At 64.2% G+C, this 22464-nt stretch carries 26 protein-coding genes; 14 read left to right on the plus strand and 12 right to left on the minus strand.

Annotated elements, in window-relative coordinates; translation table 11 throughout:
* Positions 1–31: 31 nt before the first annotated feature.
* Positions 32–1492, minus strand: a complete 1461-nt coding sequence (locus ABC729_RS00195; protein WP_495605664.1) for a M48 family metalloprotease — start codon at positions 1490–1492, stop codon at positions 32–34.
* A gap of 86 nt (positions 1493–1578) precedes the next feature.
* Positions 1579–2028 (minus strand): cyclic nucleotide-binding domain-containing protein, encoded by a 450-nt coding sequence (locus ABC729_RS00200; RefSeq protein WP_495605665.1) that lies wholly within the window; start codon positions 2026–2028, stop codon positions 1579–1581.
* Between the two features lie 52 nt (positions 2029–2080).
* On the opposite strand from ABC729_RS00200, the gene ABC729_RS00205 reads away from it, so the two are divergent.
* Positions 2081–2581, plus strand: coding sequence for a hypothetical protein (locus ABC729_RS00205; RefSeq protein ID WP_495605666.1), 501 nt, complete (start codon positions 2081–2083; stop codon positions 2579–2581).
* Here ABC729_RS00205 and ABC729_RS00210 read toward each other — a convergent pair.
* The 3 genes from ABC729_RS00210 to ABC729_RS00220 all read right to left on the minus strand — a co-directional run bounded on the left by ABC729_RS00210 (position 2578) and on the right by ABC729_RS00220 (position 5481).
* Positions 2578–3297: a response regulator gene (locus ABC729_RS00210; RefSeq protein WP_495605667.1), complete on the minus strand. Its 720-nt coding sequence runs from the start codon at positions 3295–3297 to the stop codon at positions 2578–2580. The genes ABC729_RS00205 and ABC729_RS00210 overlap by 4 nt on opposite strands.
* A 157-nt stretch (positions 3298–3454) precedes the next feature.
* Complete coding sequence (locus ABC729_RS00215; protein WP_495605668.1) at positions 3455–4708, minus strand: serine hydrolase; 1254 nt, start codon at positions 4706–4708, stop codon at positions 3455–3457.
* A gap of 164 nt (positions 4709–4872) precedes the next feature.
* On the minus strand, positions 4873–5481 hold the full coding sequence (locus ABC729_RS00220; RefSeq protein ID WP_495605669.1) for a glutathione S-transferase family protein: 609 nt from the start codon (positions 5479–5481) through the stop codon (positions 4873–4875).
* A gap of 320 nt (positions 5482–5801) precedes the next feature.
* Between ABC729_RS00220 and ABC729_RS00225 the strand changes: the two genes are divergently transcribed.
* From ABC729_RS00225 to ABC729_RS00265, 9 genes are all read left to right on the plus strand, one after another.
* The gene (locus ABC729_RS00225; RefSeq protein WP_495605670.1) at positions 5802–6344 is read left to right on the plus strand and encodes a hypothetical protein; all 543 of its coding nucleotides are present in this window, start codon (positions 5802–5804) and stop codon (positions 6342–6344) included.
* A 141-nt stretch (positions 6345–6485) separates the two neighbouring features.
* Positions 6486–7478, plus strand: a complete 993-nt coding sequence (locus ABC729_RS00230) for an NAD(P)H-dependent glycerol-3-phosphate dehydrogenase (RefSeq protein ID WP_495605671.1) — start codon at positions 6486–6488, stop codon at positions 7476–7478.
* Positions 7479–7881: 403 nt separating this feature from the next.
* Complete coding sequence (locus tag ABC729_RS00235; RefSeq protein WP_495605672.1) at positions 7882–8181, plus strand: BufA1 family periplasmic bufferin-type metallophore; 300 nt, start codon at positions 7882–7884, stop codon at positions 8179–8181.
* 26 nt (positions 8182–8207) lie between these two features.
* On the plus strand, positions 8208–9071 hold the full coding sequence (gene bufB / locus ABC729_RS00240) for an MNIO family bufferin maturase (RefSeq protein WP_495605673.1): 864 nt from the start codon (positions 8208–8210) through the stop codon (positions 9069–9071).
* Positions 9065–9820, plus strand: a complete 756-nt coding sequence (locus ABC729_RS00245; RefSeq protein ID WP_495605674.1) for an HvfC/BufC family peptide modification chaperone — start codon at positions 9065–9067, stop codon at positions 9818–9820. The genes bufB and ABC729_RS00245 overlap by 7 nt, the downstream gene beginning before the upstream one ends.
* An 82-nt stretch (positions 9821–9902) precedes the next feature.
* A complete protein-coding gene (locus ABC729_RS00250) occupies positions 9903–10322 on the plus strand; it encodes a DoxX family protein (protein WP_495605675.1) in 420 nt (139 codons plus the stop codon).
* Between the two features lie 4 nt (positions 10323–10326).
* Positions 10327–10602, plus strand: a complete 276-nt coding sequence (locus ABC729_RS00255) for a hypothetical protein (protein WP_495605676.1) — start codon at positions 10327–10329, stop codon at positions 10600–10602.
* A 25-nt stretch (positions 10603–10627) separates the two neighbouring features.
* Positions 10628–11179: a sigma-70 family RNA polymerase sigma factor gene (locus tag ABC729_RS00260; protein ID WP_495605677.1), complete on the plus strand. Its 552-nt coding sequence runs from the start codon at positions 10628–10630 to the stop codon at positions 11177–11179.
* Positions 11172–11828 (plus strand): NrsF family protein, encoded by a 657-nt coding sequence (locus tag ABC729_RS00265; RefSeq protein ID WP_495605678.1) that lies wholly within the window; start codon positions 11172–11174, stop codon positions 11826–11828. The genes ABC729_RS00260 and ABC729_RS00265 overlap by 8 nt, the downstream gene beginning before the upstream one ends.
* On the opposite strand, the gene ABC729_RS00270 is transcribed toward ABC729_RS00265, so the two are convergent.
* The 4 genes from ABC729_RS00270 to ABC729_RS00285 form a co-directional block, all read right to left on the minus strand.
* Positions 11817–12269, minus strand: a complete 453-nt coding sequence (locus ABC729_RS00270; protein WP_495605679.1) for a cupin domain-containing protein — start codon at positions 12267–12269, stop codon at positions 11817–11819. The genes ABC729_RS00265 and ABC729_RS00270 overlap by 12 nt on opposite strands.
* A 5-nt stretch (positions 12270–12274) precedes the next feature.
* Complete coding sequence (locus tag ABC729_RS00275; protein ID WP_495605680.1) at positions 12275–12886, minus strand: glutathione S-transferase N-terminal domain-containing protein; 612 nt, start codon at positions 12884–12886, stop codon at positions 12275–12277.
* Between the two features lie 37 nt (positions 12887–12923).
* A complete protein-coding gene (gene gloB / locus ABC729_RS00280; RefSeq protein WP_495605681.1) occupies positions 12924–13694 on the minus strand; it encodes a hydroxyacylglutathione hydrolase in 771 nt (256 codons plus the stop codon).
* Positions 13695–13800: 106 nt separating this feature from the next.
* Positions 13801–14052, minus strand: a complete 252-nt coding sequence (locus ABC729_RS00285; protein ID WP_495605682.1) for a type II toxin-antitoxin system Phd/YefM family antitoxin — start codon at positions 14050–14052, stop codon at positions 13801–13803.
* 143 nt (positions 14053–14195) lie between these two features.
* Between ABC729_RS00285 and ABC729_RS00290 the strand changes: the two genes are divergently transcribed.
* The 4 genes from ABC729_RS00290 (at position 14196) to purH (ending at position 19173) form a co-directional block, all read left to right on the plus strand.
* Complete coding sequence (locus tag ABC729_RS00290) at positions 14196–15068, plus strand: alpha/beta hydrolase (protein ID WP_495605683.1); 873 nt, start codon at positions 14196–14198, stop codon at positions 15066–15068.
* An 85-nt stretch (positions 15069–15153) separates the two neighbouring features.
* A complete protein-coding gene (rpe, locus tag ABC729_RS00295; protein ID WP_495605684.1) occupies positions 15154–15840 on the plus strand; it encodes a ribulose-phosphate 3-epimerase in 687 nt (228 codons plus the stop codon).
* Positions 15841–15861: 21 nt separating this feature from the next.
* Positions 15862–17496, plus strand: coding sequence for a heparinase II/III family protein (locus ABC729_RS00300; RefSeq protein ID WP_495605685.1), 1635 nt, complete (start codon positions 15862–15864; stop codon positions 17494–17496).
* Positions 17497–17589: 93 nt separating this feature from the next.
* The gene (gene purH / locus ABC729_RS00305; protein WP_495605686.1) at positions 17590–19173 is read left to right on the plus strand and encodes a bifunctional phosphoribosylaminoimidazolecarboxamide formyltransferase/IMP cyclohydrolase; all 1584 of its coding nucleotides are present in this window, start codon (positions 17590–17592) and stop codon (positions 19171–19173) included.
* Between the two features lie 40 nt (positions 19174–19213).
* On the opposite strand, the gene ABC729_RS00310 is transcribed toward purH, so the two are convergent.
* The 3 genes from ABC729_RS00310 to ABC729_RS00320 all read right to left on the minus strand — a co-directional run bounded on the left by ABC729_RS00310 (position 19214) and on the right by ABC729_RS00320 (position 22453).
* On the minus strand, positions 19214–20401 hold the full coding sequence (locus ABC729_RS00310; RefSeq protein ID WP_495605687.1) for a Fic family protein: 1188 nt from the start codon (positions 20399–20401) through the stop codon (positions 19214–19216).
* A 176-nt stretch (positions 20402–20577) separates the two neighbouring features.
* Complete coding sequence (locus ABC729_RS00315) at positions 20578–22008, minus strand: NAD(P)(+) transhydrogenase (Re/Si-specific) subunit beta (RefSeq protein WP_495605688.1); 1431 nt, start codon at positions 22006–22008, stop codon at positions 20578–20580.
* Positions 22009–22024: 16 nt separating this feature from the next.
* Entirely contained in the window at positions 22025–22453 is a 429-nt protein-coding gene (locus ABC729_RS00320) for an NAD(P) transhydrogenase subunit alpha part 2 (RefSeq protein WP_495605689.1), read from the minus strand.
* Positions 22454–22464: the final 11 nt, after the last annotated feature.

A 22464-nucleotide genomic window follows, 5' to 3' on the forward strand; every position in this document is an offset into this window, starting at 1 on the left:
CAGGGTAGGCCCGGCAATAACCGGCCCCGTCTCAGCCTTCGATAATGGTCTTTATCCAAAGGCCGGGTCGCGGTTCCGTGCCCGGCGGGATGTTGTTCAACACGCGGAACCGTTCCTCCGCGTAATCCTTGATGGGCATGGCGGCCACGAAATCGGCCACTTTCTGGCCCGGCTTCACCTGCACCACCTTCAGGCGGTAGGGCTTCAGCCCTGCCTTTTCCGCACCGGTCAGGCGGCGGAAGCCCTGGGCCGTAGCCAGGAAACCCGCATCCAGACCGCCCGCCTGTTCCAGCCCCGCTGTGAACAGGAACCGGTAGTAGGTGCCGTTGGTGCCAGCGATGGCGACCAGCCGCGCAAAGACCGGGCCATCCTTGCCGGATAGGCGGGTGATGGCGGTGGCGGCGGGCAGTCCGTCAATGGTCAGGGACCGCAGGTCGGACAGGGGCGCGCCCTTGGCCCAGACGCTGACGATATGGTCCCCGGCGCTGTAGGCACCCTGGCCGGGTGCCTCGGTGAAGACCATTTGCGCGCCGTTGGGGCCGATGCCTACCACCGCCTTGTCGCTGTTCAGCAGCCGGAAGCCGTTCGGCACCTCAAACCGCAGGCCCAGGCCGGGATGGGCGAAGACCCGGTCCCGCACGAAGCCGTGATCAGGGCTGTCGCCATAGATCATGCCGTCAATGGCCCGCATATACTCATCCTGCCGGACCAGATAGCTGGCCCCCGGCGTCACATTGGCTGCCGCTGCCGCCCGTTCGGCCCGGTCGCCCGTGGGTGGATGGGTCTGGAGATAGGAGAACTGGTCGGCCTTGCCCTGCTGGCCTGCCAGCAGCGCCTCCAGCTGCGCATGCCGGCCCATGGAGGAGAGGAACCCCGCCATTTCGCGCGGGTCATAGCCCGCCGCCGTCATATAGCGAATGCCCAGATTGTCGGCCTGCAATTCCTGACCACGGGAGAAGCTGGCGAGTGCTGCCTGCGCGCCTTGCTGGGCCATCTGGCCCACCTGCTGACCCAGGAAGATGCCGGCCAGGACGGCCCCGCCCTGCGCCAGCACGCCACGGCCATAGCGGTCGGCGGAATGGCGGGCCGTGACATGCCCGATCTCATGTCCCACTACGCCCGCCAGTTCCGCCTCGCTGTTGGCCAGGGCCATCAGGCCGCGGCTGACATAGACATAGCCGCCGGGCAGGGCGAAGGCGTTGATGATGGGGCTGTCCAGGACCGTGAAAGTATAGCGAGTGCCGGGAATTTCCGTTTTGGCGGCCAACTGCTGGCCCAGCCGGTCAACATAGGCCTGGACCTTGGCGTCACCATATTTGCCGCCGAATTCCTTCAGCATCTCCGGATGCTGCTGCGCCCCGATGGCCGCTTCCTTTTCCGGCGGCATCAGGCCCGTCACCTGCCGGTCGCCCGTGACAGGGTTGGTCGAGCAGGCGGCCAGATAAAGCGGCAGAAGCAGGGTCAGCAGCTTTTTCGGGGTGCGGCGGGCCATGGCGTTTCCTTCCTGGTCTGTCGGTTCCACGCCCCTTATGCCAAAGGCCGGGCACCGGGGGGAAGTCATCCGGTTGGGGAAGGATATCAGCCTTTCGCGCGGCTCAGCTCCAGGGTCATGAATTCCAGCCGTTGTGCCACATCGCGCAGCATGGGCAGAGCGATGCGCGGAAATTCCTCAATCAGGCGGAAAAAGGCGTCACGCCCGATGCGCAGGGTGGCGACATCGCCCACGGCTACGGCGGTGGCCATGCGCGGGCGGTCGCAGAGGATCGAGACTTCTCCGATAATACCGCTGCCGGTGAAGGTGCCCAGGTCGATGGGGCCGGAAGGGGCCTGGATCACAATATCCACCCTTCCTTCCAGGATGACATAGGCGGCATCCGACGGCTCATCCTGTCGGAACAGGGCGTCGCCATCATGAAAGCAGGCGGGTTCGCTGGTGAAGGCCAGCAGTTTCAGCTGTGCCGTCTCCACATCCTTGAACAGGGGCAGGCGCCGGAGCGCCTCGACCTGCGCGGTCAGGCTGGCGATCAATCTTCCCTCCCTGCGGTACCGATTTATCGTGTGGCACCTTATTATATAAGTGGTGACGCAACCGCCCCCCGCTGTCCAGCCCTACCCCGCCATGAGCCTTAACCAGTATCCGCACCCGATCCTGTTCTGGGCCCAGCCAATGCGGCCCGGCGAGGTGGCGGCGCGACTGGAACAGGCGGAAATCCTGGCGCGGGAGGGGGAGGTGATGCTGGCCTGGGGCGGGATGCCGATTGCCGTGCCCCTGCCGTCCGGTGTGACGCTGTACCCCCTGCCGCCGGCGCAGGAAAGTCAGGAGGTGCTAGGCCTGATGCTGAATGGTGATGGATATCCGGCGGACCATGCCTGGAAGAAGCGGCGGGCGGCGGCCCTGCTGGCCCTGTTTGCGGCCATGCGGCCCCGCTTGATCCTTCTGGACGGGGCACCCAGCCTGTTCCGGTTTGAATTGCGCCCGCTTCTGGCAATGGCACGGCGACGCGATCCGGCCCCGACGATCAGAGTCTGGCCGGACGGGGCGGCGGTGGGGCCGGAGCTGCTGGAGTTGGTGGGGGGTTAAACCGCGCCTTCGGGATGGAACATGTAACCCGTGCCCCGGATGGTGCGGATATAGCCGGGATGGTTGGGATTGATCTCGATCTTCTTGCGCAGGCGGGTGATGCGGACATCGATGGCGCGGTCAAACGGCTCCGCCTTGCGGGTATGGGCCAATTGCAGCAGTTCATCCCGGCTCAACACCTGATTGGGCCGCTGCACCATCACCGACAGAAGGTCGAATTCCATAGCTGTCAGATCGACAACCCGCCCGTCCGGTTCATGCACCAGTTCCCGGTCATCGCGTTTCAGCAGCCAGGGGCCGAAGCGGATATGCATGTCGTTGAGGGGAGGTACCGCCGGCGTGCGCGCGGAACGGCGCAGGACGGCGCGCACCCGCGACAGCAATTCCCCCAGATCGAACGGCTTGCAGACATAATCATCGGCACCCAAATCCAGCCCGGCGCTGCGGTCGCGGGGGCTGGTGGCACCGGTGACGATGATGATGGGCGGGCAATCGGTTCCGCGTTCGCGCAGCCATTCCATGATGGTGTAGCCATGGTCATCGGGCAGACCGATATCCAGGATCACCAGATCGGGCGTACCTGCCGCCATCTGGGCGCGGAAACTGGCACCGTCCGGTGCCGCAAGGATGTTAAAGCCCTGGCCGGTCAGGAAGTCGGCCAGCATGCCCCGTAAATCGCTGTCATCCTCGACAATGGCGATCGTCTGCGCGCCCATGGAAGTACCGATGAAAATGGTTAACGGGATGCAGTAAGGGCAAATTACCGGCGTCGTCAATGAATATACGATATCCGATTTATGCTACAGCCATAGATCGCAAAACGGCCCGCCCTGGATAGGACGGACCGCTACCATAGATTGGGGATGAGGGTGGTCAGGCCGGTGGCAGGGTCAGGCATTTCTGCCCGGCCCTGGACAGTTGCGCGCAGGCGCGGCGGGCCGTCTTTTCATCCAGGCCAGTCAGGCGGGCGCGGTAGAGGGTACCCTTGTTCGTGGATACTTCCATCAGGTGCGGGGTGGCGCTGTCCAGCAGGGTACCTGCTTTCTGCGTGGCCTGGTTAACGGCCCGCTGGCTCTGCGCCTTGTCATTATAGGCGCCGACCTGGATGGCCCAGCCGCCATTGGCGCGCGATGCCGGCACGCTGCCTACGGTGGCGACCGCCGGGGCGGCGTTGGCGGTGCCGACAAGGCTGTCGGACACGGCGGCGACCACGGCTTCCGGTGCCGTCGGCTTGGCGCGCGACTTGCCCTTGGCGGGCTTGGACTGGTTGCTGGCCACCAGCATGGGCGCGCCGCGCTTGCCGGTGAAGGCATCGTCCAGAAGGTCGGCCATATGGTTGTCGCGCCAAGTGCCCGTCTGCCCCCCGAACACGATGCCAATCAGGCGGCGGCCATTGCGTTCCGCCGAGGCGGCGAGGTTGAAGCCCGACGCGCGGATATAGCCGGTCTTCAGCCCGTCCATGCCGTCATACCGGCTCATCAACCGGTTATGGTTACGGTGGACGGCCCCCTTGTAGGTGAAGGAGGTGGCGGAGAAGTAGGGATAATATTTGGCGTGATCATAGATCAGGCTCTGCGCCAGACGCGCGAAATCGCGGGCCGTCGACAGCTGCCCGGCATTGGGCAGGCCCGAGGCATTGCGGAACGTGGTGCGCGTCATGCCCAACTGGCGTGCGCGGTCGGTCATCATCCGGGCGAAATTCGCCTCGCTGCCGCCCAGCGCCTCTGCCAGGACGACGGCGCAATCATTGGCCGACTTGGTCACCAAGGCCTGGATACATTGTTCGGTGGTGACGCTGTCGCCCGGCTGCAGACCCAGCTTGCTGGGTTCCATGTTGGAGGCATGGCGGGAGACGGCCAATGGCTGGTTCAGGCGGATCTTGCCGGCGTCCAGCGCGTCGAAGACCAGATGCAGGGTCATCATCTTCGTCATGGAGGCCGGGAAATTCCGGGTATCGGCGCTGGCTTCATGCAGCACCTCCCCCGTCTTGGCATCAATGACGATAGAGGCATATTTGGCGAGCGCCACGACGGGGGTAGTAATACTGACCAGGGCCGCAAGGGCGACGGCAGTCGCCATTTTGCGGGAACGGTCGGTGGAACGCCGCCATGCCGTCGTGAATCCCATGCCCCTGTCCCCCTGCACGCCGTCCAATGTCTCGCTTTCCGGCCAAGCTAAAGGTGATGATTATCAATGTCTAGCGGGAAGTCGTTAAGAAACGCCTTCATATCCGCCAAATTACGGCCCTCTTTCAAAGACCTATACAGAGGGCATACCCGCTTAGGGTTGCTTCAGGCCTTGGCGCTGGGACGGTCGGCAATGCTGGCCAGCCAGCGCTGGATATTGGGCATGGTGTCGAGCGTGATGGCGCACAGGCGCGGGAAGAATGTCAGGGTGGTGAAGGCGGTGATATCAGCGATGGTGAAACGGTTGCCCGCGATGAAGGCGGTCAGGCCCAGATCATGATCCAGCCGTGACAAACGCTTTTCCGCCTGTGGCTTCTGCGCCTCCGCATAGGCCGGGACCTGGCATTCCAGGGCGGCCATTTTGGGATGGGTATGGCGGAACACGCCGGCCATGGGCAGCAGCAGTTCGAATTCCATCCGCCGCTGCCACATCTCAATCAGCGCCCGTTCCTTGGCGTCGCGGCCCATCAGATTGGGTTCGGGATAGAGTTCCTCCAGATAGCGGCAGATGGCGATGCTTTCCGAAATGATGGTGCCATCCTCCAGTTCCAGTGCGGGAACCCGGCCGCTGGGCACGCGGGCCCGGTAATCGGGGGACAGATGCTCCCCCTTGCCGATGGTCACCAGCCGGCGCGGAACATCTACCCCCTTTTCGGCCAGGAACATGCGCACACGGCGGGGCGTTGGGGCGATCACGTCATCATAGAGCAGCATGGCATCCTCCCTTTTTTTGCCCCCTCAATCGCCGGGCGCGTGCATCCGCACGCTTGGCTCACGCGGCATGGGCCGCGCGGCGGCAGTCGCCGCCATATCGCCGGTCATCGACTATGACCGGCGATATCACGCTCTGCGCTCATAATGCCGGGTTCAGGGGCGGCAATCCATGGCGTCAATGTGGCAGGTGCTTCGGAATCCGGCGAAACCAAGGTGATTTCGTGACTTCTGCATCGGGGTGGGAACCAAGGCTTTTCCACGATGTTTTTCCCTCGAAGCCGCCCGGGATGGGACGGCACGACATTCAACGGAGGGACATCATGTCGAAGATCAAGTTCGTTCTGGCCACCACCGCCGCCATCATCGCCTTCCCCGTCATGGCCCATGCCGCCAAGGCCGACAAGGGTCTGGAAAACCTGTCCGGCGTGGGTCAGGAAGCCGTCGCCATGTATGACAAATTGCAGGGCCACAAGGCGCTGGCCATCGCCGATGACGGTGCCGTCGGTTACGCATCCGGCATTGATGGCGGTGAAGCCCGAATCGCGGCTCTGGCCCGCTGTGCCGAGGTGACGCGCGAGACCTGCCGCGTGATCTCCGTCGATGGTCAGGCCGTGGCCGGCGGCAGCACACTGGGCGAACTGGCCCGCAACCATACTGACGCCGCCGATCTGCGCGGCGAGGTCGTGGCTGACTACGAGAAGGCCGCCGGTGCCAAGGCGCTGGCTATGTCGGATGACGGTGCCTTTGGCTGGGTGGTGCGCGATACCGAGGAACAGGCCCGCGCCGACGCCCTGACCCAGTGTGAGGTGAGCGGCACCAACTGCACTATCCAGGCCTCTTCTGCCGGCGACACCACCATGTAATGACCTCAGCAGTGACGGACAAATCGTGACCGGGCGGGGATCACCCCGCCCGGCCCTGTTTATTTTTGGCTCCCCGCGCGCTAAGCCTTTCTCAGAACGGGGCGGAAAGCCCTGACCGGATATAAGCAAAGGGGACAAGCCATGCGGCGCATCGGTGTGATCGGGGCCGGGGCCTGGGGAACGGCGCTGGCCATGGCGGCGGCACGCGCCGGTGCCGATGTCGTTTTGCAGGCGCGCGAGACCGAGGTGGTGGAGAGCGTCAATGAGCGGCATGAGAACAGCCTGTTCCTGCCGGGCATCAAGCTGGACCCCGCCATCAGGGCCACCACCTCCATGAATGAGGCAGCGCAGGCCGACGCCTTGCTGCTGGTCACCCCAGCCCAGCATCTGCGCAGCGCCTGCCGTGCGCTGAAGCCCGATCTGAAGCCGGGTGTGCCCGTCATCATCTGCGCCAAAGGCATTGAGATCGACACCGGCAGCCTGATGAGCGAGGCGGCGGAGGCGGAATTGGGCAGCCAGCCCGTGGCCGTCCTGTCCGGCCCCACCTTTGCGGCGGAGGTAGCGAAGGGGCTACCCACCGCCGTAACGCTGGCCATCCGGGACGAGGCGCTGGGCCGCCGCCTGCTGGCAGCATTGGGTGGGCGCACTTTCCGGCCCTATCTGTCGGACGATCTGGTGGGCGCGCAGGTGGGCGGGGCCGTCAAAAATGTGCTGGCCATCGCTTGTGGCATCGTCCATGGCCGCAATCTGGGCGACAATGCCCGCGCCGCCCTGATTACCCGCGGTCTGGCGGAAATCGCCCGGCTGGGTGCGCGCCTGGGGGCCAGGGCAGAGACGCTGATGGGCCTTTCGGGCCTGGGCGATCTGACGCTGACCTGTTCATCGCTGCAATCGCGCAACATGTCGCTGGGGGCCGCCCTGGGCCAGGGACGCAGCCTGGAAGAGGTTCTGGGTGAGCGTCGGTCGGTGGCAGAGGGCGTCTATACCGCCCGTGCGGTCACCAAGCTGGCGGCAGCAAAGGGGGTGGACATGCCGCTGTGCCAGGCGGTGGACGCGCTGTTGAACCATGGGGCCGATCTGGACGCAATCATCGATGCCTTGATGACCCGGCCGTTCAAGGCGGAGACGGTGTGACCCGCAACCACGCTAGAAAATCCCCTCATTTTCACCTATAGTCGGAGGAGGTGGGCCGGGTCTCGTGAACCCGACCCACCCACCTAAGCCTCGGCCCAGGATGACGGTGACGTGCAGAACACGCCCTCGCCAGACCGGGATACGAAGCACAAGGATAAACGGCATCTTCTGCATGCCAGTTTACCTCCGTGAACGGCGGGCCGGCCTATTCCGACCCGCCGTTTTCGTATGCGGCCTGGGTTTGTTCCCATCAATAGAAAATATATACAGTTCTAAATCTTTTTGATGTTCCGACTTTTTTCAAAAAACGGCGTAACCTTTCCAGATGGGCGGCGAATGAGGGGATACGGACGCCGATGACGGCGCCGCTTGTCCCTGGACCCCGTTCAAAGGAAACGCACCCATGTCGACTTCTGTCCGCCTGACCGCCCTGACCCTTGGCGCCGCCGTTGCCGGTGCCCTGTCCCTGGCCGCCATCGCCGCCCCGGCCCATGCCGCCGATGGTGAAAAGGTGAAGTGCTATGGCGTGTCCAAGGCCGGTGAGAATGACTGCGCCAACAAGGCCGCCGGTCATTCCTGCGCCACCCAGTCCAAGGTCGATTACAGCGGCCAGGATTTCAAGGCCATGACCAAGGAAGCCTGTGAGGCTGCTGGCGGCAGCGTGACTGCCTTTGAAGGCACCAATACCAAGGCCAAGAAGTAATCATCGCCGTTCTGACAGATTTCCGCATGCGCCCCCCGGCCCATCCCCCCACCATCCCCAACCTGGCCGATGCGGCCGGCGTCGGACTCCGGCACCTGCATGTGCCGGATTTCCTGGCGGCGGCCCAACCGGTCGGGTGGCTGGAGGTGCATGCGGAAAACTATCTGGTCCCTGGCGGTCCGCGTCTGGCGCAGCTGGAAAAGCTGCGTCAGGACTACCCCATCTCCTTTCACTCGGTTGCCCTGTCACTGGGTGCTGCCGATGGCGTGGATGGGGAACATCTGGCCCGGCTGAAGGCGCTGTATGCGCGGTTTGAGCCGGCGATGGTGTCGGACCATCTGGCCTGGACCGGTCTGGCGGGAACGCATGTGCCCGACCTTCTGCCCCTGCCGTTGACGGGGGAGACGCTGGACATTGTCGCCGACAATGTGGCGCGGGTGCAGGACGCATTGGGCCGGCACCTGCTGGTTGAAAACCCGTCCGTCTATCTGCGGTTCCAGGAGGACCAGATGGAGGAGGGGGAGTTTCTGTCGGCACTGGTGGTCCGCACTGGCTGCGGCCTGCTGCTGGACGTCAACAATCTCTATGTCTCGGCCCGCAACCGGGGGCAGGACGCGGCGCGGCTGCTGCGGCACTTTCCCGGCGACGCCGTGGGCGAAATCCATCTGGCCGGTCATGCCAGCCTGGATGTGGACGGTGCCACCCTGCTGATTGATGATCATGGCAGCGCCGTGCCGGACCCGGTCTGGGCCCTGTATGACCTTGCCACCCGCCAGTTCGGGCCGCGCCCGACCCTGGTGGAATGGGATACGGCCCTGCCGCCGCTGCCGGTGCTGCTGGCCCAGGCGGCGAAGGCGGATGCGGTGCGGGGGGCGGCCTTGTCATGCTGATCGACCTGCAACGCGCCATGCTGGGGGCCTGTTACGGTGATATCGACGCGTTTGGCAGCGCCCTGCCTTATCTGCGCCCTGCCGCCGTACCGGTGGACAAGGCGTTGTTCATTCATACCGCGACCGTCACGGCTTCCCTGACCGGCGTTCTGGCCCAGGCCTATCCCAGTGTGGAACGCGCCCTGGGAGCAGAAGCTTTCGCGGAGGCGGCGAAGCGTCACCTGCGGGCCCATCCGCCGGGGCCGGCCATGCTGTCGGCCTATGGCGACGGGTTCGGTGCCGATCTGCCGGGTAATCTGCCGGTGTTGGCCGCCGCCGATTGGGCGGCGCACCTTGCCTATTTCGCGGCGGATGCCGATCCTGTCGGTGCCGGGGCGCTGGCGGAGTGGCCGCCGGACGCACTGGCACGCCTGCGTCTGCCGCTGATCCCGTCCGCAGCGTTGGTGGCGGGTTCCCTGGCACCCCTTGCCGGATGGTGGGAGGGGCGGACGGATATCAAGGGGGGCGCTCCCCCCCTGCCGCTGGATGGACCGGAGGCAGTGGCGCTGATTTGGCGCGGGCCGGATCTGCTGGTGGCGGCGACCTTGCTGCCGCCTGATGCCGGTGCGTTTGTACAGGCCCTGCGTGATGGGACTGATCTTCTGACGGCGGCTGGGCATCTGCGGGATGCCGGTGCGCTTTCCCCGCTGCTGGCGCTGCTGCTTGGCCATGGGCTGATCGCCGCCATAACTGATGGTGATCAACCATGATCCGTTCAATCTTGCGCCTTCTGGTCAATCCCGGTCCCACAGTCGATGCGGCAATGCCCGTGCGCTGGGGCGGGGGGGACTATTGCTGCTGGGTCGCCTGTGGCTGGCTTGGCCGTTTGCTACCGCCGGCTGGCATCGGGTCTTTACCTGGGACAGCCAGGCCTTCCTGTTCACCGATGTGCATCCGGTGCCCTTTCTGCCGGCACTAATCGCGGCCCCCCTGACCACGGGGGCGGAAATCGTGCTCAGCCTGCTGCTGGCACTGGGGCTGGCCGGACGGGTCGGGGCGGCGGGGCTGGCGGTGATGTCGGCTGTGCTGTTCCTGGTCATCGGTCGCACACCGCAGGGGATTGAGAATGGCATCGCCATTGCGGCGGAACAGATTCCATGGATCATGGTCGGGCTGGTCCTGTTCCTGACAGGGCCGGGGCAGTTGTCGTTGGATGCGGCCTTGCGCGGCCTGTGGCGACGTCTGCTTGATCCTGTCCTGATTGCGAGGTGACGCCATGTCCTTTGTCCGCCGTTTCCTGCCCTTCGTGCCGGCCCTGTTGCTGGCTATTGCGCCGTCCGCCCTGGCCCAGCAGACCGATGCGCCCAGCATGAGTGCGTCGGAGAAGGCGCAGAAGCAGACGGCGACTGAGGAAGCCGAACAGCTTTGCAAGGCTATCAAGGACCCGGACAAGTTCAATGAATGCCTTGACCTCTATTTCCTGGATGCCAAGAAATTCAAGGCCTTCCTGGAAGAACATGGTGTCACCAAAGCCCCTAAGCCGACCAAGTGACAAGCTGGGGACGGATGGGGGGCTGGTGACGGAAAAGGATGCCGATCTGGGCCGGTTACTGACCGCCGCGCAGGAGGGTGACCGCGCGGCCTATGGTACCTTTTTGCGCGCCGCCGTTCCCCTGGTCCGGGCGGTGGGGCGTGGAAAGCTGACCCGTTCAGCCGATCTGGATGATTTTATCCAGGACACGCTGCTGGCCTTGCATCAGGCCCTGCCCACCTATCAGCCGGGGCGACCGGTTGGCCCCTGGCTGGGCACCATCGCCCGCAACCGGCTGTCGGATGCGCTGCGCCGTACCTATCGCCGCCGGGCCGTGGAAACGGAGTTCGATGACGGCCTTGCCGATACGGTGCCGCAGCCGGAGGCAGATGCGCCGCCCAGTATCAATCTGGGGCCGCTTCTGTCGCAGCTGCCCGAACGGCAGCGGGTCGCCATCGACATGCTGAAGGTCAAGGGCATGAGTTTGAAAGAAGCGTCTGAGGCCAGTGGCGTCAGCGTCGGGGCATTGAAAGTGGCCGTGCATCGCGGCATCGCGGGGCTGCGGCAATTGTTGGGGAAGGATATGGACCATGGCTGACGTGAGCCACCTGATCGACCGGTTGAGCGCGGAGGGCAGCCCCGCCCGCCGCTTGCCGCCGCCGGTTCTGCGGCTGTTGCGTTGGGCCATTCTGTCTATCGGTCTGATGCTGCTTGCCACCACCTGGCATGGGGTAAGGGGCGACCTTTCGCTGGTGGTGACGCAGGTCGACTGGCTGGCCGAACAGGGATTGGCGCTGGTGACGGCGCTGCTGGCCGGATTTGCGGCCATATCGTTTTCGGTGCCCGGTCGGCGGGGGTGGGAACGGCTGATCTGGTTGCCGGCGGCGATGTTCTGGATGCTGGTCCTGTGGGAAAGCGGGCATCAGAATACAGCGGCGCATGACATGCCGGAACTGGTGCATCTGTTCTGCCCCTGGTGCTTTCCCGTCATTTCCATCGGGTCGGCCCTGTTCCTGGCCGCCGATATGCGCCGCGCCGCGCCCGTGGCCCCGGTGCGGATGATGGCGCTGCTGCTGATCGCTGGGGGCGGCATGGCCGTTTTCGGGGAACGCATGATCCATGATGATCTGGATGCGCCGCTGCTCGTGGCCATCCAAGTGATTGCCATCATCATGCTGGGTGCCATGCTGGCCCCGCTGGGGCGCATGCTGTTCCGCTGGCGGCGACCCGACCGTTCAGGTCTCTGACAATTTGCGCGGTGTGGGGCGCCAGTCGGGTGGGGCAAGTTCAAATTTCGCGAATTCGAAGCCCGGCACCACGGTGCATCCCACAAGCGTCCAGGCCCCCAGGCTGACCGCCGTCTGCCAATGGCCGGCGGGCACGATGATCTGGGGCCGGTGACCGGCAGCCAGATCAGTACCCAGATGGTGGGCCGAGGCGTCATGGCCGTTGGGCGACATTGTCAGGACCAGCGGCGCGCCGGCATGGAAATGCCAGATCTCATCGGCATCTAGCACCCGGTGCCAGTGGGAATATTCCCCCGCCTGCAGCAGGAAATAGATGGCCGTATGCGCCGCCCGCCCGCCATCGGCGGCGGGTGCCCGGAAGGTTTCCACATAATGGCCCCCCTCCGGGTGCGGGCGCATGCCCAGCAGGTCGATAATCTGCCTTGGCGTCAGATGGTTCATGAAGTTCATTCCGTTGGCGGAAGGGTAGCCAGAAAGCTATTTCGTTTCGAAGCCGTTTCAAACCAATGTGCAAGGGAAGGCCGTCCGGGACGCCAGGGTTCATGGGCGAAGCGGAAATCCATGTAGCCCATGGCCGACAGCACGGCCAAACCACCGACCGTCGGTGCATCCGGGTCGGGAAGATCGCCGGCCTCCACCTCCAGCCGGTCGAAGGCGCGGAAGATGGCGGCCCGCTGCCGGCTGTCCCATTCGGCGGAACGCAGGGAGGCAGGACGCAAGCCCTCCAGCCGGCGCAGGACGGCGGCGTCACAGATACCATCGCCCACTGCCTGCTGCCGCAGCGCCAGCCAGCGGGTGGGACCGATGGCGGGGATCAGTTTGGTACCGTCATGCAGGCTGTCCAGATATTCGACGATGACGGGGCTGTCGAACAGGACCATGCCGTCATCGGTCAGCAGGGTTGGAATTTTCGACAACGGGTTTTCGCGCACGATGGGGCTGTCGGGCGACCAGACATCGGTCGGCGACAATTCAATCCGGTCGGCCAACCCGACCTCATGCGCCACCATCAACACCTTGCGCACGAAGGGGGAGGTCTGGCTGTAACGCAGCTTCATGGACGCTTCCAGGGTTTGGGGGGATCAAAGTCCGGGATCAGCCCCGGAATTCATCCTTCGCCTTGCGGATGGCGGCGAAGATGCTGGCATGCAGTGCGCCGGTCAGGCCGAAATGGCTGGCTAGGCCGGGATCGTCAGCCCGCAGGAACGGGTTGGCCGCCAGTTCATCCGACAGGCGGGCGGGGATGGTGGGCAGGCCCTTGGCCCGCAAGGCCGCCACCTCCTCCGCCCTGGCCTTCAGGGCCAGATTGTCCGGGTCGATGGAGAGGGCGAAACGGGCATTGCTGGCCGTATATTCATGGCCGCAATAAATCCGGGTTTCGGGCGGCAAGGCGCGCAGTTTCAACAGACTGTCCCACATCTGGGCCGGCGTCCCTTCGAACAGGCGGCCACAGCCCAGCGAGAACAGGGTGTCACCGCTGAACAGCAGGCCAGCTTGCTCAAAGAAGAACGCGCAATGGCCGCGCGTATGGCCCGGCGTGTCGAAGACGTGGACCGTCTGGCTGCCCAGGGTGAAGCGGTCGCCCTCGCCATAGGTGGCGTCCATTTCCGGGATACGCTCCACCTCCGCCCTGGGGCCGATCAGGGTGGCGTGGCTGTCGGCGCGCAGGTCGGTGATGCCGCCAATATGATCGCCATGATGATGGGTGGCCAGGATATGGGTCAGCCGCCAGCCGCGTTCGGTCAGAAAGGCGCGCACGGGCGGGGCTTCGCCGGGATCGACCACAACGGTGACTCCGTGGGGGGCATCGTGAAGGATGTGGATGTAATTGTCGGTCAGTGCCGGAACGACATGTACCTCAACCATGGGACCACCCTTTCTCACGCCCGCGCCGACAGGGTCTTCACCGCGTAGGTTGGGATCATCGCATCCGCTGTCACCAGCAGCAAAGCCTCCATCCTGGCCTGTGCAATCAACATGCGGTCGAACGGGCTATTTCCGGCAAGGGATCATCGAAATCATCGCCGACCCAGTAGCCCTTGCCGGCCAGAATCCCAAGTTGCCGCCTGGGTTTAGGCGTCGGGTATGCTTCCTCTGCCACCGGCGGCATCAGGCGGGCCACGGGTTGGCCGGCGCGGTAGATGATGATTTCCTCTCCTGCCTCGGCCCGTTCGATCAGGCGGGTCAGGTTGCTGGCGACATCGGCAAGGTTCACTCTGTCCATGGCCGGCCTCCGGGGCTGCGCATCTCATAGTTCAGAGTGGGGGCCGCTTAGCTTTCCGTCAACGGCCAGGATCGGTGCTTGACCGGGCAATCGGGAAATTCATACACCGACCTTATCTCGGCAACTCGATGGGGAAATCCCGGATGCGTTTTTCCTGGTTTCTGGCTGCGGCCCTGTTGTTCACCAGCGCGACCGTCCAGGCGCAGGAGGCGTTGCCCGCCTATCAGGTGGAGCGGACCAGCGTCCATACTGTGACATCGGCGCTGAATGGCCGGACCTATGATCTCTATGTGAAGCTGCCGCCGGGATATGCCGATCCGAAGAATGCGGGCAAGCGCTATGGCGTGCTGTACCTGACCGATGGCGATTACACGTTTCAGGTGGCGTCGGGCATCACGCGACTGGCCCATAGTCAGAAGCGGCTAGAGGAATTCATCCTGGTCGGGTTGCCCACGGCTAAGGGCGAGAACGGCATGGAGAGCCGCCGCCGCGACCTGACGCCCTGGCCCGCCGCCGATTTGCCCAGCGCATCGGGCGGGGCGGCAGCCTATCTGGATCTTCTGGTGAGGGAGGCGATGCCGTTGGTTGAGAAGACCTACCGCATCGATCCGGCCCGCCGCACCCTGGTGGGCCAGTCCTATGGCGGGTTGTTCGGCCTGTGGGTGCTGTTCACCCAGCCGCAGCATTTCAGCAGCTATATCCTGACCAGCCCGTCCATCTGGTACAAGGATTATGCCCTGCGGACGCTGGAGGCGGATTATGCCAAGGCGCACAAGGATTTGAAGGCGAAACTCTATATGACCACCGGGTCGTTCGAGGCGGCGAAGCCTGGCGATAAACGCTATAGTCAAAGTCGCGATATGGTGGCCGATCAGCAGGATATGGCCAAGCGTCTGCGGGCGCGCAAATATCCGGGGTTACAGGTCATGTCGGAGGTATCCCAGGGCACCTATCATGAAACCACCTTCCCGGTGGGGCTGATCCAGGGCCTGCAATGGCTCTATCCAGCCCCCTGACCCCGCCGCCATGTGCCGGTAACCAGCCATTCATGCGCCGAACCCGGCTTGTCGGCGGGGCCTGTAATTGGTACCAACCGGGCCTATGATGACCAAGCCCGTCAAGATCGCCCCGTCCATCCTGTCCGCCGACTTTGCCCGTCTGGGTGAGGAGGTGCGCGCCATCGACGCCGCCGGTGCGGATTACATCCATATCGATGTCATGGACGGGCATTTCGTGCCCAACATCACCATCGGCCCCGGCGTGGTGAAGGCCCTGCGCCCGCACACGGCCAAGGTCTTCGACGTGCATCTGATGATCGCGCCCGTCGATAACTTCATCCAGGCCTTTGCCGATGCCGGCGCGGATATCATTAGCTTCCATCCCGAGGCTGGCGCGCACCCGCACCGCACGGTGCAGCTGATCCGGTCCCTGGGCAAGAAGCCCGGTATCGTGCTGAACCCGCACACGCCGCTGTCGATGGTGGATTACCTGCTGGGTGATCTGGACCTTGTGTTGGTCATGTCGGTTAATCCCGGCTTTGGCGGGCAGAGCTTCATTTCCTCCCAGTTGGACAAAATCGCCGAGCTGCGCCGCCGCATCAACGCTGTGTCGGACGCTCAGGGCGGCCGGCAGATCGACCTGGAGGTTGATGGCGGTGTGAATATCGAAACGGCCAAACAGTGCATTGCGGCGGGTGCCGATGTTCTGGTGGCCGGTACGGCGACCTTTGTCGGCGGGCCGTCGGCTTACGCCGCCAATATGCGCGCCCTGCGCGGCCAGAACGGTTGATCGCGCAGCATGGCCGGCGGCATGGCGCATAAAAGGTTCAAGCCAGGGTCGGGCGGCTGGTACCGCGCGACCGGCCTGTACCAGATGATGGCGCTGTCGGGGCCGGCGCCCAAGCAACTGTCGCTCGTCCCGCCTGACCCCTGGCCCGGCGATGCCCATCATGGGCAGGACTTGTTGAATAACCGCTTCCGCTTCGCCGGGCAGGGTTTTTCGGGTGAGATGCCGCCCTGGCTGGAACCGACGGCGTCGGCCCCCTGGCTGGCGGAAATGCATGGTTTCGACTGGCTGCGCCATCTGCGTGCCACGGGCGGCGATGCGGCCCGGCGGCAGGCCCGCGTGCTGGTCAGCCATTGGCTGGACATGTTCGGCAAGCGTTGGCACCCCGTCGCCTGGGCACCTGATATCCTGGCCACCCGTGTTGCGGCCTGGATCGGCCAGCATGATTTCTTCCTGGCCAGTGCCGATGATCAGCTGCGCGCCCGTGTGTTCGACAGTCTGGCCCGTCAGGTCCGGTTTTTGGAACATGCGGTTCCGGGCCGGCTGAAGGGTGCGGCCCTGCTGGGCACGCTGAAGGGCATGGTCTATGGCGGCATGTGCCTGTCGGGCCTGTCGCGCGTCACCGACCGGGCCCGTGCCTTGTTGAACCGGGAACTGCCGAAGCAGGTGCTGCCCGATGGCGGCCATGTGGAACATTCCCCGTCGGCACAGCTTCTGGTTCTGCGCCATCTGATCGATATCCGGGGTTGCTACCGCGCGGGGCGTGAAGATCTGCCCGAGGCGGTGCAGCATGCCATCGACCGCATGACGCCCACCCTGCGCTTCTTCCGCCACGGCGACGGCGGTCTTGCCCTGTTCAATGGCGCGCAGGAAGGCGAGGCGGTGTTGATCGACACCGTCCTGGGTCAGGCCGATGCGCGCGGCCGCCCCCTGAAATCCACGCCGCATATCGGATTTGAGCGCATCACAGCGGGACGCACCTGTATTCTGATGGATACGGGCCTGCCACCTGCCCCCGGCCTGGACGAGCATGCCCATGCCGGCACCCTGTCATTTGAGATGAGCATCGGGCGTGAACGCCTGATCGTGAATTGCGGGGCGCATCCGGGCGATCAGGGGCCGTGGCGCGCCGCCCTGGCCGCCACGGCGGCGCATTCGACGCTGACCATCGACGACACCAATTCCAGCGGTGTGAATGATGAGGGTGGGCTGTCCCGCCGGCCGGCCAAGGTGCAGGTGGACCGCCAGGATGGCGATGCCGGTACCCTGGTTGATGCCCATCATGATGGCTATCGCGACCGGGGCGGCATCATCCATCACCGCCGCCTGTTTTTGGCCGAAAGCGGCGAGGATCTGCGCGGGCAGGACCGGATGGCCGGGTCTGCCGGCCATGAGTTCGCCGTCCGCTTCCACCTGCATCCCGGCGTCCGCGTGGCGACCCTGGAGGATGAGGCGGCCCTGCTGCTGCGTCTGCCATCGGGTGCCTTGTGGAAATTCCGAGCCAGCGGGGCGGAGATTGAAACCACAGACAGCATCTATCTGGGGCAGGGTGCCGACCCGCGGTCGACCACCCAGATCGTGCTGCGCGGCACCACGCAACCGGGTGAAACCCTGGTGAAGTGGGGCCTGCGCCGCGAGGGAAATGACATAGACACCTGACGCTTTGCCGCGTCAACACCACTGCCGGGCCGGTCCAGATGGATCGGCCCGGTTCCGTTTGTTCCATAGCACCATCCGCCAGGATCACGACCCATGAGCATCGATCTCGTCCCCATCCGCCGCGCCATCATCTCCGTCTCCGACAAGACGGGCCTGATTGACCTGGGCAAGGCGCTGGCCGCGCGCGGCGTCCATATCCTGTCCACGGGCGGCTCTGCCAAGGCGCTGGCCGACGCCGGGATCGCCGTGACGGAAGTATCCGACCATACCGGCTTCCCGGAAATGATGGACGGACGGGTCAAAACCCTGCACCCCAAGATCCATGGCGGCATCCTGGCCCGCCGTGACTTCCCCACCCATACCGAGGCCATGTCGGCCCACGACATCCCCGGCATCGACCTGGTGGTGGTGAACCTGTATCCGTTCGAGGCGACGGTGGCCAAGGGCGCGGATTTTGAGACCTGTATCGAGAATATCGATATTGGTGGCCCGTCCCTGATCCGCGGTGCGGCCAAGAACCATGATTTCGTGGCCGTGGTCACCGATGCCTCGGACTATGCCGAGCTGCTGAGCCAGTTAGAGGCCAATGACGGCCAGACCACCCTGGCCTTCCGCCGCACCCTTGCCGCCAAGGCCTATGCCCGCACCGGTTCCTATGACGCCGCCATTTCCCGCTGGTTCGCGGGTCAGTTGGGCCAGGAATATCCCCAGCGCCTGACCTTTGGTGGCGAGTTGCGCCAGACCCTGCGCTATGGCGAAAATCCGCACCAGTCGGCGGCCTTCTACACGACCGGTGACAAGCGCCCCGGCATCGCCACGGCGACGCAGCTTCAGGGCAAGGAACTGTCCTACAACAACCTGAATGACACGGATGCGGCGTTCGAGCTGGTGTCGGAGTTCGACCGTCCGGCCATCGCCATCATCAAGCATGCCAATCCCTGCGGCGTGGCCGAAGGCGACAACCTGCTGGATGCCTATACGCGCGCCCTGGCCTGTGATCCCGTGTCGGCCTTTGGTGGCATCATCGCCATGAACCGCACGCTGGACGCGGCCACGGCCGAGCAGATCGCTAAGCTGTTTGCAGAAGTGGTGATCGCGCCTGACGCGGACGAGGCGGCCAAGGCCTTCCTGGCCACCAAGAAGAACCTGCGCGTGCTGCTGACCGGTTCCATGCCCAACCCGGCGGAACAGGGCCTGTTCGTGAAGTCGGTGTCCGGCGGCTATCTTGTGCAGACCCGCGACAATGGCCGCATCGCCCAGGCCGACCTGAAGGTCGTCACCAAGCGCGCCCCGACCGAGGCCGAACTGGCCGACCTGCTGTTCGCCTTCCGCGTGGGCAAGCATGTGAAGTCCAACGCCATCGTCTATGCCAAGGCCGGCGCCACGGTGGGCATTGGTGCGGGGCAGATGAGCCGCGTGGACAGCAGCCGCATCGCCGCCTGGAAGTCCGCCGACGCCGCCAAGGCCGCTGGCCTGAGCGAGGTAGGCACGAAGGGTTCGGTGGTCGCGTCCGACGCCTTCTTCCCCTTCGCCGATGGCCTGCTGGCCGCCGCCGATGCCGGTGTCACGGCGGTGATCCAGCCGGGCGGGTCAATGCGCGACGCGGAGGTGATCGCCGCTGCCGACGAGCGTGGGCTGGCGATGGTGTTCACCGGGATGCGGCACTTTCGCCATTGAGGAATGGGGTGGGGGCGGCCCGGTGGGCCGCCTTGTTGCCCTATCGCTCTGGTAACACCGGCTCTGTGCCAAAGGGGCGATTTAGGATCGACAGCACCTCGGTCGCGGCGAACAGACGGTTTCGGCGGTATCCGGTGCGTTCTTTCAGCACGCCCATCGACACCAGCGTGTCCACTGCCTTTGCCGCAGCCGGGAATGTGATGTCCAGCCAAGCGGCCAAGCGATTGACAGTCAATACTGGATAGTCCGACAGCATATCGAGCGTGCGCAACGCACCCGACCCGCCGCGCAGGCGTCGCCGCTCAAGCCACAACATCCGCAGGCGACGCATTGCTTGCCGTGTTGCTTTCAGTTCTGTGACCGTCGCCACCACCGCTTCGGCCATGAACCCAGCCGCAGCCCCCCAGTCCAGTTGTTGCTGTGCGGCCCTTAAACTTGCGTAATAGCGGTCCTTGCGTGCCTCGATATAGGGCGACAGGTACAAGGGCACTCTCCCTTCAGCCGCCATCATCAGGGGCATTAACAGGCGACCGACACGACCATTGCCATCGCGGAACGGATGCACGGCTTCAAAATGTGCGTGCGCCACTGCCATGCGCGTCAACAGGTTCTGGGTCTGGGCCTGCATGCCTTCGTTTCGTAGATAGTCCACCGTATGCAGCAGGCAGCCTTCAACATGATCCGGTGGCGGTGGGTTCAGGGTGGAATGCTCAATCCCTCTGCCGCCGATCCACACGACCTGGGTTCTCCATTCCCCTGGGGTGTCTGGATAATCTTGGTTATCGCACATCACCTCTCGATGCAGTTGGCGGATGAGGTCAAGGCTGAAGATATTGTGGCCAATGGCGCGCGCTTCCGGCACCAATCGGTCCAAAGCCATGGCGTAGGACCGCACCTGACGGGCGTCATGCCGTGTGGTGTCGTCGGCTTCTTCCTCGACGCTCAATACCTCGTCCAATGTGCTGTTGGTGCCTTCAATGGCAGAACTCGACAGGGCTTCCTGGCGGGCAATGATCCGACTGATAATCCAGGGGTCGGACATTTCCTGTGCCAAGGTTTCAACTTCTCGCAAGGCAGCGATTGCCTCTTCCATGACCGCTCGCCTATCACCAATGGCAATGGCCTCCTCTGGCGGTGGCAGCGGCACAATCCCATAATGGCTGTCATGGGGTGCGGGGAGCCTGATCAGCGTTTGGCGAACGGCGTGGCATAAGGCGTCCCGATTCATCGGTCATAACCTTTAATATGATCTAATTATCCACAGTTATAATTAATGTTATAATGATAAAACACAATAAGAACCCTTGTGCCGCTCCCATATTAAACCTTACGCCTCCGACCCCAAACAAAAAGGGCCGCCCCGTCGCCGGAGCGGCCCTTTCTCAATCCCGATCAGTCAGCGGATCAATGTCCGCTGCCCGACAGGTTCTTCACGATCTCTTCGGTGACCTTCTTGGCGTCGCCCAGCAGCATCATGGTGTTGGGGCGGAAGAAAAGTTCGTTTTCGACGCCGGCGTAACCGGCACCCATCGACCGCTTGATGAACAGCACGGTCTTGGCCTTTTCGACATCCAGGATCGGCATGCCGAAGATGGGGCTGGCCGGGTCGGTCTTGGCGGCGGGGTTGGTCACGTCGTTGGCACCGATGACATAGGCCACGTCGGCCTGACCGAAATCGCGGTTGATTTCGTCCAGTTCGAACACCTCGTCATAGGGCACGTTGGCTTCGGCCAGCAGCACGTTCATATGGCCGGGCATGCGGCCCGCGACGGGGTGGATGGCGTACTTCACCTCCACGCCTTCCTTCTTCAGCAGGTCGCCCATTTCGCGCAGCGCGTGCTGGGCCTGGGCCACGGCCATGCCATAGCCCGGGACCACGATCACCTTGGACGCGTTCTTCATGATAAACGCGGCGTCGTCGGCGGAACCGGCCTTGAAGCTGCGGTCGATGGCGGCACCACCGGCGGCGGCCCCAGCGGCGGCATCGCCACCAAAGCCACCCAGGATCACGTTGATGATCGACCGGTTCATGCCCTTACACATGATGTAGGACAGGATGGCACCAGAGGCACCGACCAGCGACCCGGTGATGATCAGCAGGTTGTTCTGCAACGTGAAGCCGATGCCCGCCGCCGCCCAGCCGGAATAGCTGTTCAGCATGGACACGACCACGGGCATGTCAGCGCCACCGATGGGCAGGATCAGCAGCAGACCCAGCGCCAGGGCCAGGATGACGATGATCCAGAACAGCAGCGGCGATTGCGTGATGCAGAGCAGGATGATCAGGGCGACCAGGGCGATGCCCAGGCCGGCATTCAGCATATGCTGACCACCGAAGACCAGCGGCTTGCCGCTGACCCGGCCATCCAGCTTCAGGAAGGCGACGACCGAGCCGGTGAAGGTGATGGCACCGATGGCCACGCCCAGGCTCATCTCAATCAGCGAGCCGACATGGATGTCGCCGGTCTTGCCGATATTGAAGCTTTCGGGCGAGTAGAAGGCGGCACCGGCCACAAACACGGCGGCCAAGCCGACCAGAGAGTGGAAGGCGGCCACCAGCTGCGGCAACTGCGTCATCTGGATGCGCTTGGCGATGACCATGCCAGCGGCACCGCCGATGGCGATGCCAGCCACGATCATGACCAGACGGCCAAATTCCAGCGTCTTGCCGGTGAGCGCCGGCAGGGCGATCAGCGTGGTGACGATGGCCAGCGCCATGCCGATCATGCCGAAGCGGTTGCCCGTCTGGGCGGTTTCCGGGCTGGACAGGCCACGCAGGGCCAGGATGAACAGCACGCCGGAGGCGAGATAGAGAAGCGATGCGGTGACGAGCATTATGGTTCCTCCCCGATCACTTCTTGGCGGCGCCGGATGGCGCCTTCTTCTTGTACATGGACAGCATGCGCTGCGTGACCATGAAGCCGCCGAAGATGTTGACGCTGGCCAGAACGATGGCCAGGAAACCCATCAGGGCAGACAGGCCATTATCGGCGGCACCGGTGGCGATCAGCGCACCGACGATGATCACCGACGACACGGCGTTGGTCACGGCCATCAGGGGGGAGTGCAGGGCCGGCGTCACCTTCCAGACGACGTAATAGCCCACGAAGCAGGCCAGAACGAAGACGGTCAGGCCGATGACGATGAAGGGCATGCCACCGGCATTGGCAAGCTGCGCCTCCAGCATGGAAATCTTGTCGGTGAGCTGGACCGCCTGCTCGCGCGCGGCATCCAGATTGTTCAGCAGTTCCGCACCGCTGTCCGCATTGGCAAGGATCATTATCTGGCTCC

This window comes from Niveispirillum sp. CC-CTL257, assembly GCF_059489915.1.

Excerpts from the sequence above, each read along its gene's own strand:
- ABC729_RS00265 (WP_495605678.1), top strand. The coding sequence starts at position 11,172 with ATGGCTGACGTGAGCCACCTGATCGACCGGTTGAGCGCGGAGGGCAGC.
- ABC729_RS00245 (WP_495605674.1), top strand. The coding sequence starts at position 9,065 with ATGCTGATCGACCTGCAACGCGCCATGCTGGGGGCCTGTTACGGTGAT.
- bufB (WP_495605673.1), top strand. The coding sequence starts at position 8,208 with ATGCGCCCCCCGGCCCATCCCCCCACCATCCCCAACCTGGCCGATGCG.
- ABC729_RS00285 (WP_495605682.1), bottom strand. The coding sequence starts at position 14,052 with ATGGACAGAGTGAACCTTGCCGATGTCGCCAGCAACCTGACCCGCCTG.
- ABC729_RS00220 (WP_495605669.1), bottom strand. The coding sequence starts at position 5,481 with ATGCTGCTCTATGATGACGTGATCGCCCCAACGCCCCGCCGTGTGCGC.
- ABC729_RS00230 (WP_495605671.1), top strand. The coding sequence starts at position 6,486 with ATGCGGCGCATCGGTGTGATCGGGGCCGGGGCCTGGGGAACGGCGCTG.
- purH (WP_495605686.1), top strand. The coding sequence starts at position 17,590 with ATGAGCATCGATCTCGTCCCCATCCGCCGCGCCATCATCTCCGTCTCC.
- rpe (WP_495605684.1), top strand. The coding sequence starts at position 15,154 with ATGATGACCAAGCCCGTCAAGATCGCCCCGTCCATCCTGTCCGCCGAC.
- ABC729_RS00270 (WP_495605679.1), bottom strand. The coding sequence starts at position 12,269 with ATGAACCATCTGACGCCAAGGCAGATTATCGACCTGCTGGGCATGCGC.
- ABC729_RS00275 (WP_495605680.1), bottom strand. The coding sequence starts at position 12,886 with ATGAAGCTGCGTTACAGCCAGACCTCCCCCTTCGTGCGCAAGGTGTTG.
- ABC729_RS00320 (WP_495605689.1), bottom strand. The coding sequence starts at position 22,453 with ATGATCCTTGCCAATGCGGACAGCGGTGCGGAACTGCTGAACAATCTG.
- gloB (WP_495605681.1), bottom strand. The coding sequence starts at position 13,694 with ATGGTTGAGGTACATGTCGTTCCGGCACTGACCGACAATTACATCCAC.
- ABC729_RS00225 (WP_495605670.1), top strand. The coding sequence starts at position 5,802 with ATGTCGAAGATCAAGTTCGTTCTGGCCACCACCGCCGCCATCATCGCC.
- ABC729_RS00235 (WP_495605672.1), top strand. The coding sequence starts at position 7,882 with ATGTCGACTTCTGTCCGCCTGACCGCCCTGACCCTTGGCGCCGCCGTT.
- ABC729_RS00195 (WP_495605664.1), bottom strand. The coding sequence starts at position 1,492 with ATGGCCCGCCGCACCCCGAAAAAGCTGCTGACCCTGCTTCTGCCGCTT.
- ABC729_RS00255 (WP_495605676.1), top strand. The coding sequence starts at position 10,327 with ATGTCCTTTGTCCGCCGTTTCCTGCCCTTCGTGCCGGCCCTGTTGCTG.
- ABC729_RS00210 (WP_495605667.1), bottom strand. The coding sequence starts at position 3,297 with ATGGGCGCGCAGACGATCGCCATTGTCGAGGATGACAGCGATTTACGG.
- ABC729_RS00215 (WP_495605668.1), bottom strand. The coding sequence starts at position 4,708 with ATGGGATTCACGACGGCATGGCGGCGTTCCACCGACCGTTCCCGCAAA.
- ABC729_RS00310 (WP_495605687.1), bottom strand. The coding sequence starts at position 20,401 with ATGAATCGGGACGCCTTATGCCACGCCGTTCGCCAAACGCTGATCAGG.
- ABC729_RS00315 (WP_495605688.1), bottom strand. The coding sequence starts at position 22,008 with ATGCTCGTCACCGCATCGCTTCTCTATCTCGCCTCCGGCGTGCTGTTC.
- ABC729_RS00290 (WP_495605683.1), top strand. The coding sequence starts at position 14,196 with ATGCGTTTTTCCTGGTTTCTGGCTGCGGCCCTGTTGTTCACCAGCGCG.
- ABC729_RS00300 (WP_495605685.1), top strand. The coding sequence starts at position 15,862 with ATGGCGCATAAAAGGTTCAAGCCAGGGTCGGGCGGCTGGTACCGCGCG.